Source organism: Luteolibacter sp. (assembly GCF_058122085.1).
On sequence record NZ_JBIKBQ010000144.1, the window covers coordinates 1 to 8765 of the forward strand.

Below are 8765 nucleotides of genomic sequence, written 5' to 3' on the forward strand. Positions count from 1 at the left end.
CGAGTGGGCCAACCGCAGCGGCCAGGGCGCTGTCTTCGACTGGATGGTCGGCAATGCCATCCTCCCCGCTGGCTCCACCGACCCCGCCACCGGCCAGCCACTCGAGGGACTCAACCTGATCAACCGCCAGACCGCCAAGGCCGACCTGCAGGCCCTCGCCGGTAGCCTCCGGGAAATCCAGCAGACCCTGGACGGCGTCAACCAGGGCCTCACCCCCATCGGGGTCAACCCCGATACCGTCAGCTTCGGGCTCGATTCCTTCTATGACGGCAACAGCTGGGAGCGCAAAACCCACTTCCAACAGACCTACGAGTCCGCCGTCGCCGCCGCCTCCAATGCCAAGGCCGCCCTCGACTTCGTCAGCGCCACCTCGCAGACCATGCGCCAGATCGGGGACGACACCGGCGCGCTCAAGCAGAAAGCCATCGAGCAGGACATCGACTACCGCAACCGCCTCATCGCCCTGCTCGGCACCCCTTACAACGGTGCCATCGGCGCGGGCCAGATCTTCCAGGAAGGCTACACCGGTCCCGACCTCATCACCTACACGTATCTCGACGCCACCACCATCGAGCAGTTGCTGCCCACGGCTAACACCCCCGACGGCCTGCCCGAGGCGTTCCGGAACGCGCGGATCTCGATCTACGATTCGCTCGCCAATACCGGCAGCAAGCTCGAGTTCCTGCCCTTGGGAATGGAGAATCTGGACGGAAAACGGCTGAGGGGCCTCTTTGACGAATTCTACCTTTCCACCGCGGAGCAGGACAAGTATCCCAAACTCATCATCAATGGCTTCAGTGAAGGCGAGGCGGTCCCCGGTAATACGCTCTCCGTGGAAATCCCGATTTCCAAAACCTCGCAGTATGCCTTCAAGGCCCCGGAGGGCTGGGGTCGCCGCGCCGCCACCGGCGAGATCCAGAGCGCGCTCGGCGACATGCTCCGCACCGAAATCGCCCTGGAAACCGCGATCGACGACTACCAGGTTTATATCAACAAGCTCGCCAACCTGGCCGAATACGCCAACCGGCGTCTGGTGTCGCTCAACGGCGCACAGATCAGTCGGCAGGACTATTTTGGGACGATATCAATACTCTCACAGCTAAAAAACTATTTGGAAACATTGGATGAAGAAACCACCGAGCTTGTAGAGGGGCACTATAGTTACCTGAACGATGCACTGCTTTTAACTAAGACGAATTTAAATATAGTTGGTGGTGAACTTGCCAGTGTCCCCATGCAGATAGGGGTCGAAGCTCTTTCTGAAGCAAGTTTTATTGGCATCAAAGTGGTCGATCGTCTTGTTAAGCATTCAAAACTCGCCACCGAAATTGCGTTGACCCAAGCCGAACTCCTCAAAGAAAAAGACGCCGAGGTCTACAGCGAGTTCAACGAGCTGCTCGAGCTGCTGAAGGAACTCTCCAATGAGTTGCAGGAGGACCCCGCCAAGCGGCTGAACATGGCGGCCGCCGTCCAGGACCTCAACATGGCGGGTGCCAAGGTCCGCTCGCTGGAGGCCGAGGCCAACCGCCTCATCGCTGAGCGCGCGGCGATGAACAAGATGCTCGCGGGCCGCGCCCAGGGCAACCGCTACGGTGACATGATCGCCCGCATCAGCCGGGACGACGCCGCGCGCAAATACGAGAGCACCATGGACACCGCCGTGCGCCTCGCCTGGCTGGCGGCCAAGGCCTACGACTACGAGACCAGCCTGTCCCCCGGCCACCCGGCCAATGCGGTGAGCGTGCTTGAGGACCTGATGAAAGTGCGCCAACTCGGCCAGTGGGACGGCGACGCGCCCAAGGTGGGCAACGGCGGCCTCGCCGAGATCCTCGCCAAGCTCAAGTCCAACTACGACTTCCTTGGCAGCAAGATCGGGCTGAACAACCCGCAGTGGGAGACCTCCACCCTCTCGCTGCGCACCGAGGGCAAGCGCATCCTGGCCGATGGGAGCAGTTCCTCGAACCAGAATTGGAAGAGCTACCTGGCCAGCACCCAGGTGGCCGACCTCAACCAGGACCCCGACTTCACCCGCCGCTGCCGCCCCTTCGCCAGTCCGCTCGGCCCGGCCCAGCCCGGCTTCAAAATCGAGTTCTCCACCGAGATCAACCCCGGGCGCAACTTCTTCGGCAACGCGCTCGCCGCGGCGGACCACGCCTACAGCACGGCTAACTTCGCCACCAAGCTGCGCTCGGTCGGCGTCGGCTTCTCCGGCTACGATGTGTCGGCCGACGGCAAGCAGCAGCTCGCCGCCACGCCGCGGGTCTACTTCGTGCCGGCGGGGCTGGACATCATGCGCTACTCAGACGGGCTGGTGCCCCAGACCCGCGGCTGGAACGTGGTCACCCAGCGCATCCCGGTGCGCTTCCCGATCAACACCACCCACCTGCGGGATTATGCCTTCAACCCGGCGGTGGACAGCCTCAACGGCCGCTTCGCGGAGCTCACCCGGATGGGCGACTTCCGCGCCTACCCGACCGCGGGCGGCGCCCTCTCCGGCAGCGACCCCGCCTACGCCGACCCCCAACTCTTCAGCCGCTCGGTCTGGAACACGAAATGGATCCTCTTCATCCCCGCCGCCTCGCTGGGCAGTGACCCGACGGCCGCGATGCAGCGCTTCATGGACACGGTGAATGATGTTCAACTCAAGCTCACCACCTTCTCCTCCTCCGGGATGTAATCATGCCTGCTCCTGCCTCCCATCGCCCGATTGTGGTCCGTTGTCACCGCCTCCTGGGGGGCGGCGTGCTTGCCGTGCTGCTGCTCGCAGGCTGCGGGAAGAAGGAATCCCAGCCCGAGCCCGGCGTGCTCGCCCAGGGCGATGGCTGGTCCGTCCGCGGCGACGACTTCCGCCACTGGTGGAGCACCCGCCCCGGTCCGGCCGACAGCCCGCAGGCCCGCACGGAGGCGCTCGACCGCTTGGTGGAGCGAGCCACGCTGGCCGCCGCCGCCCGCCAAGCCGGACTGGAACGCGATCCCGAGACGGCCGCCCAGATTGAATCGCTGCTCATCGCCCGCCTGCAGGAAGTGCGGCTCGCGCCCCAGCTCGCGGCCGTGAAAGTCACCGATGAGGAGGTCCGCGCCCGCTACGAAGCGCAGCGCGAGAATGCCTTCACCCAGCCCGAGGCCGTGCGCGTGGCCCTGCTTTGGTTCAGTACCCGCGGCCAGCAGCCGCTAGTCGATCGCTACCGCCCGCGCCTCGAGCAGATCCGCGCCGAGGTCATTGCTGGCGGGGACCAGTTCCCCGTCACCGCCGGCTTCGGTCCCGCCGCCGTGGGCAACACCGAGCACAAGCCCTCCCGCCTGATCGGCGGCGACCTCGGCTGGCTGGAACTCCGCCCCGGCAGCGACGCTTGGCACCAGGCGGTGCTGGAACTTGCCGCCCCGCTGCAAAACCCGGGCGACCTCAGCGAGATCGTGGCCGGCAAGGACGGGCTTTTCCTCGTGCGCCTGATCGCGCGCCGGGCCGCCGCGCTGAAGCCCTTCGAGGCCGTCAGCGCGGACATCCGCAAAGGCCTCGTCGAGGAGCAGCGCAAGCGGCTGCGGGAGGAATTCACCCACCGCATCGTTTCCCAAGCACAGCCCGAGCGTTTCCCTCCCGCGCTCGCGGCCCTCGCGGACCTGCCGCCCAGGGCCGGAGCCGCCCCGCCGCCGCCAAAGTCCCCCGCAGCCGCGGTTCCGGCACTTTCAAAACCTAACGAACATTGATTCATGAATACTGGAGATTCCCGCAACACCTCTCTGCCCGCATGGTGGATCGCCCTGGCCTTTGCCCTGGTGTCCGTTGCCGGAGCCGCCAGCCTTTCCGAGCCGCCGCGCGTCATTCACGGTAAGGTCGTCAAACTCGGGCAGGGCGGTGGCTACCAGCTGTTCAGCGGCACCCTGCAGGTGAAACTGGTCAACCTGCAGAGCCCGTCCCATGTGCTTGATCTGGATGTTCCTCTGCGCAGAGTGGGCAGCAACGGGGAGTTTTCCTACCGCATCGAGATTGATCAGGAAACCGCGCCGGCGTCTGACAAGCTTGCAACCACTCTGGTCGTTGGCAGCGGCGCGGCCCGTTACGCCATCCAATCCGCCACGGTCGATGGCCATCCGGCGAGCCTGCTGGACCCCGGGCAGGCGGCGGAAATCTCCACCAGCTTTGCCAATCGCGGAGACGAACTGCGGATCGATTTCCGAACGGATGTTCCCACGCCGGATACCGACGGCGATGGCCTTCCTGACTGGTGGGAGCAGCTCTACGGACTGGATCCCGCCAATGGCGCGGACGCGCTGGTGGATACGGATGGCGACGGCTGGAACAACCTGAAAGAGTTCCAACTCAGCACCGATCCTCAAACGGCCAATCGGGCCCCCGTTTTGCAGGATTCGCTGCTGGTGGTCACCGCGGGTGGCACCGCCGGAGTGTATCTGCCGGTCGCGGACGCGGACACCACCGCCGCCAACCTCAAGCTCACCCTGCTGGGAGGCGGCGCGGGGTTGGTATGGAAACGAGCAGGAGCGACACTGGCGCTTGGCAACACCTTCACCTACGCGGACATCCTCGCCGGCAACATCAGCGTGGAGGTTGCCCCGGCCTTCATCAAGGACAGCGTGCGCTTTCAACTCGAGGATCTGACTACCGCCGGAGTGGCAGCGCGGGAAGTCGCAGTGGTGGTGGAGGCGTTTTCCCCCAACAAGCGCTGGCTGGCCGATCCCGCGGTGTGGCTCGATGCCGGCGCGGTCACCCAAAGCACGGCGGTGGAGGAATGGACCGACCGCTCCACCTACCGGCGTGATGGTTACCAGCCCTACTCCGAGGCCCGGCCGCTGGCCGATGGCGCGGGGCGGCTGGCCTTCGATGCCTCGCAATTCCTCTACGTGGACGAGCGGGAGGTGAACCTCGGGCAATTCGTCGCGCTGATGGCCTTTGAACTCGATGCCGAGACGGAATCCGACCAAACGCTCTTCAGCAGTTCCGATCTCGAAGTGAGCATCGGCGGACCGCAGTCCGGCATTCACGGCCGTTCGCTCAAAGTCGTGCAAAACGGCCGCACGATCTTCGGGCCGGTGGTCGATCCCCACAAGATGGTGCAACTCACGCTGGCGAGTTCGGAGGGAGGCACCGAGCTGCGGATTCCGGGCATGGGCAAATTCAGATCCCGCGCTGGCGAGGATGCGCCGCTTTCCTCGTTCACCACGGTCGGTGCCCGCCAGCCCTTCAGCTCGCCCGTTGCGGAGAACTTCTTCAACGGCTCGTTGCGCGAGGTGTTGTTCTACGACCGGCCCTTGTCTCCCGAGATTCAGGGGCTGATCGAGGATTACCAGCTGGCGCGCTGGCAGGGGCTGCGGGTCTGGAACCACCGCGGCAGCAGCCAACCCGCGGCGATCACCGGCGCCACCGGGGTGCGCAACTCGATCTGTGGCGGCGAGAGCAATGACACCCTGGCAGGAGCAGATCAGTCCGACATCCTGCGCGGCGGCATGGGCAACAACCGCCTCACCGGAAAATGGGGTGCGGACCACTTCCTGTTCTCCAAAACCGGCGGGAACGACGTGATCACGGATTTCTCGGCGGTCGCCGGCGATGCCATTGACCTCACCGAGCTGTTTGCCGGAAAGGCCGGCCTGCCATCCCAATACGTGAAACTCAAAACACTGGTCACCCGCGATGCGAACAATATGCCGCGTGTCGATACCCGCCTTGAGCTGATTTACGGAGGAATCGGGACCACCGCCAACCAGACCATCACCCTCGAGGGCGTCGGTTTGGGCAGCAGCGATCTGGCCCGGTTGGTGGGTGAGGGAACCCTGAAACTCGGTGGGCCGCGCTATGACAGTGTCATCGGTCTCGCCATCTCCGCGGCGGACCCCGCCTCGCCGGCAAGTCCGCGCAAGCTCACCGTGTCGCGCAGCGGCAATACCAGCGCCGCCATCCAAGTGCCCTTGAGTCTGGGCGGCACCGCTCGCGTGGATGCGGACTATCAGATCGTCGGTTCCCAGGGAACCGGCGCTGTGCGCAGTGTCGCTCTCGCCAGGGGGGCCACCCAGGCGGTTTTCGACATCCTGCCCGGACCGGACCGGAATGCGCTCGCCACCAGCATTTCCATCACCGCCTTGCCGGTGGCCCAAGTGAGCGATGGCGGGGCAGCTCTCAACGCCGACCTCGCGGGCGTCAGCACGCTCGCGATCTACACCGTCCGCCACATTCATTCGCAACCCAGCCTCACCGGCACCGTCATGGTGATCCGCTCGGGGGGTCTCGATCAGGCGCTGGCTGTATCGCTTGCCATGACTGGCACGCTGGCCAACGGGGTCAATTTCCAGTCGCTTCCCACAAGCATCAGCTTCGCCGCGGGGCAGGCGACCAGCTCGCTCACGGTCACGCCGCTCGGCAGCGCTCCCGCGGGCACCGAGGTTCCCGTGCTCAACATCGCCTTGACTGCGGATCCGCTGCGCTACCGCATCGGCGCGGCCGGGCAGACCTCGGTGCTTTGGGTGACCGATGGCGGCGCGGAGGCGGTGCTGAGTTTCGCGGACTGGCGAAACCGCCATTTCCCGGGCAATGCCACCGCCGATCTGGAAACCGTGGATAGCGACGGTGACGGCAACTCGAACCTGATGGAATATATCACCGGCTCGAATCCCACCCTTGCGGACACCACGGCTCCTGCCTTGAGCATCCATCCGGTCGCCACCGGTTTTGAACTCCGCTGGTCATCCGTTCGCGCGCTCACCGATGTTCAGATCGGCCTTGAAGAATGCGCTTCGCTGGGCCTGTGGGTAGATTCATCCATCATCACGGCTGAAAAGCGCGAATCGCAGCCGGACGGCAGGATCCGGCGCAACTATCTCTTCACCGCCGATCCGGCGGTCCGCTCCCGGTTCTTCCGTCTCCGCCCGGCGTTGGTCCAGTCACTCGTCACCGGAGAACATATTCCTTTCAGGTAGGATCTTCCTGATCAGCCTTTGATCCACGCATCCACAAGCAGGCAGGACTCTCAAAAGAATAACTTGTTAGGCGCCAGGGTTCATTTTTGACCGGCTTCACCCCAAGCCCCAAACCATCGCCCTCTGGATGAGGAACGACTCCTGCCCAATCGAGCAAAACACCCATCTTTTCCGACGAATGAAGCACATGACTTTACCACTCTCCGCGAGCAAGCTCGGCTTGTTCTGTTACTTCATCTCGCTACTGCCCGGCGGCGCTGCTGTCTCCATCGAATTTGCCACGATTGGCGACGCTGGGAATGACGCGGACACCACCGGCTACGGTGCCGTGGCTTATGAATACCGGATTGGCAAATACGAGGTGACCAACGCCCAGTATGCCAATTTCCTCAACGCCGTGGCCAAGACCGACACCCACGGTCTTTATAATACCGGGATGAACCATCACGGGATCGCCCGCAACGGAAGCTCAGGAAGCTATGGTTACTCGGTCACGGCCGGCTTCGAAAACCGGCCGGTGGTTTATGTGTCCTGGTTCGACAGCGCGCGCTTCACTAACTGGTTAGGCAATGGCCAGGGCGCTGGTAGCACCGAGGCTGGAGCCTACTCTCTGGGGGCGGGCACCGGCATCGTTACGGTAAACCCGGGCGCCACGGTCTATCTGCCAAGCGAAGATGAATGGTACAAGGCGGCTTATTACAACGGCGACTTGGCATTTTACTCGCTCTACCCGAATGGCGACGACGTCATCACGGTTACTGACGCCAACTACAACAACAGTGTCGGCCACTCGACCGACGTGGGATCCTACTCATTCGCTTCCAGTGACTACGGCACGCTCAACCAGGCGGGCAACGTCTGGGAGTGGAATGACGCGGTGATTGGATCGTCGCGGGGTCTCCGTGGCGGGTCCTGGGGCGCCGATCCCGCCTACAACCTGAGCGCCACGGTGCGGAGCTCCAGCGCGACCACCGCCGAGGATGAATTCATCGGGTTCCGCGTGGCCGCCAGCATCGCTTCGGTTCCCGAACCTTCTTCTCCTTTGCTGCTCGGCCTTCTCCTTGCCGCGATGCTTCCCCACCGCAGGAGGAGTTGATCTTCGGCGATGTTCGGATTCCGTTACCTAAGCCACTGGATCGGAATCGGCGGCCAGTGACCTTGATGTTGTCGAAATATGAGTTCCGGCCTTAGCTCTGAAGTCGCACGGATTAATCAGGCTGAAGCTGGTCTTGTGAGGTTGATATTGGTCACAAGACGACCGGGCAAGCCGGTGATTATGGCGCGGAGTAACAGGGGTCGGTCTCTGCCCCCGAGCCAGCCGCTCGCAGGGAAGTCCCGTTTTGCGACTATCGATGCCGGGCTGCGGGCGGTGTCACGGGCGGCGGTGTCGAGCTCGCCATGACCGATCTGAAATGCCAACAGCTGCCGGATCTTGGCAGAGGTGGCTCTGAAAGCAGGGGGCGACCTGCCAGCCGGTCCGGGTGACGAAGTCGTCGCCCGGTCAAGCAACAGGCATTCCATCGGCCGGCCCGTCCGGTTCACGGGCTCATGACGCCTTTTTTCGAGGGCGAGAGGATCGCATCGAGGAAGCGGCGGGCGGGCTCGGGCCACTCTTGGCTGGCGGCGGCGGCGAGGGCTTCCTCGCGGGATTTGCCGGAGTGGTAGACTAGTTTGAAGGCGCGTTTGACCGCGGTGCGGTCGTCGGCACTGAAGCCGGCGCGGCGGAGACCCACGGTGTTGAGCCCGGCGATCTGGTTGATGCCGTAGGCGGTGCAGAAAGGCGGGACGTCCTGGCTGACCGCCGTGAGGCCCTGGACCATCGCGAGATCGCCGACCTT

At 64.1% G+C, this 8765-nt stretch carries 4 protein-coding genes and 1 pseudogene; 4 read left to right on the forward strand and 1 reads right to left on the reverse strand.

The genetic code is table 11. From position 1 onward, the window contains the following. From AC4DF4_RS16865 to AC4DF4_RS16880, 4 genes are all read left to right on the forward strand, one after another. Window positions 1–2677, forward strand: a 2677-nt coding sequence (locus AC4DF4_RS16865; RefSeq protein ID WP_490049277.1) for a hypothetical protein, incomplete at its 5' end; no start/stop codon positions are given. A gap of 2 nt (window positions 2678–2679) precedes the next feature. Further along, a complete protein-coding gene (locus AC4DF4_RS16870) occupies window positions 2680–3705 on the forward strand; it encodes a peptidyl-prolyl cis-trans isomerase (RefSeq protein ID WP_490049278.1) in 1026 nt (341 codons plus the stop codon). Between the two features lie 3 nt (window positions 3706–3708). Continuing rightward, window positions 3709–6927: a type I secretion C-terminal target domain-containing protein gene (locus tag AC4DF4_RS16875; RefSeq protein ID WP_490049279.1), complete on the forward strand. Its 3219-nt coding sequence runs from the start codon at window positions 3709–3711 to the stop codon at window positions 6925–6927. 187 nt (window positions 6928–7114) lie between these two features. Next, on the forward strand, window positions 7115–8023 hold the full coding sequence (locus tag AC4DF4_RS16880; protein ID WP_490049280.1) for a formylglycine-generating enzyme family protein: 909 nt from the start codon (window positions 7115–7117) through the stop codon (window positions 8021–8023). Window positions 8024–8465: 442 nt separating this feature from the next. On the opposite strand, the pseudogene AC4DF4_RS16885 reads toward AC4DF4_RS16880, so the two are convergent. Next, a pseudogene (locus tag AC4DF4_RS16885) lies at window positions 8466–8765 on the reverse strand (acyl-ACP--UDP-N-acetylglucosamine O-acyltransferase); the annotation flags it as partial.

Excerpts from the sequence above, each read along its gene's own strand:
- AC4DF4_RS16870 (WP_490049278.1), top strand. The coding sequence starts at position 2,680 with ATGCCTGCTCCTGCCTCCCATCGCCCGATTGTGGTCCGTTGTCACCGC.
- AC4DF4_RS16875 (WP_490049279.1), top strand. The coding sequence starts at position 3,709 with ATGAATACTGGAGATTCCCGCAACACCTCTCTGCCCGCATGGTGGATC.
- AC4DF4_RS16880 (WP_490049280.1), top strand. The coding sequence starts at position 7,115 with ATGACTTTACCACTCTCCGCGAGCAAGCTCGGCTTGTTCTGTTACTTC.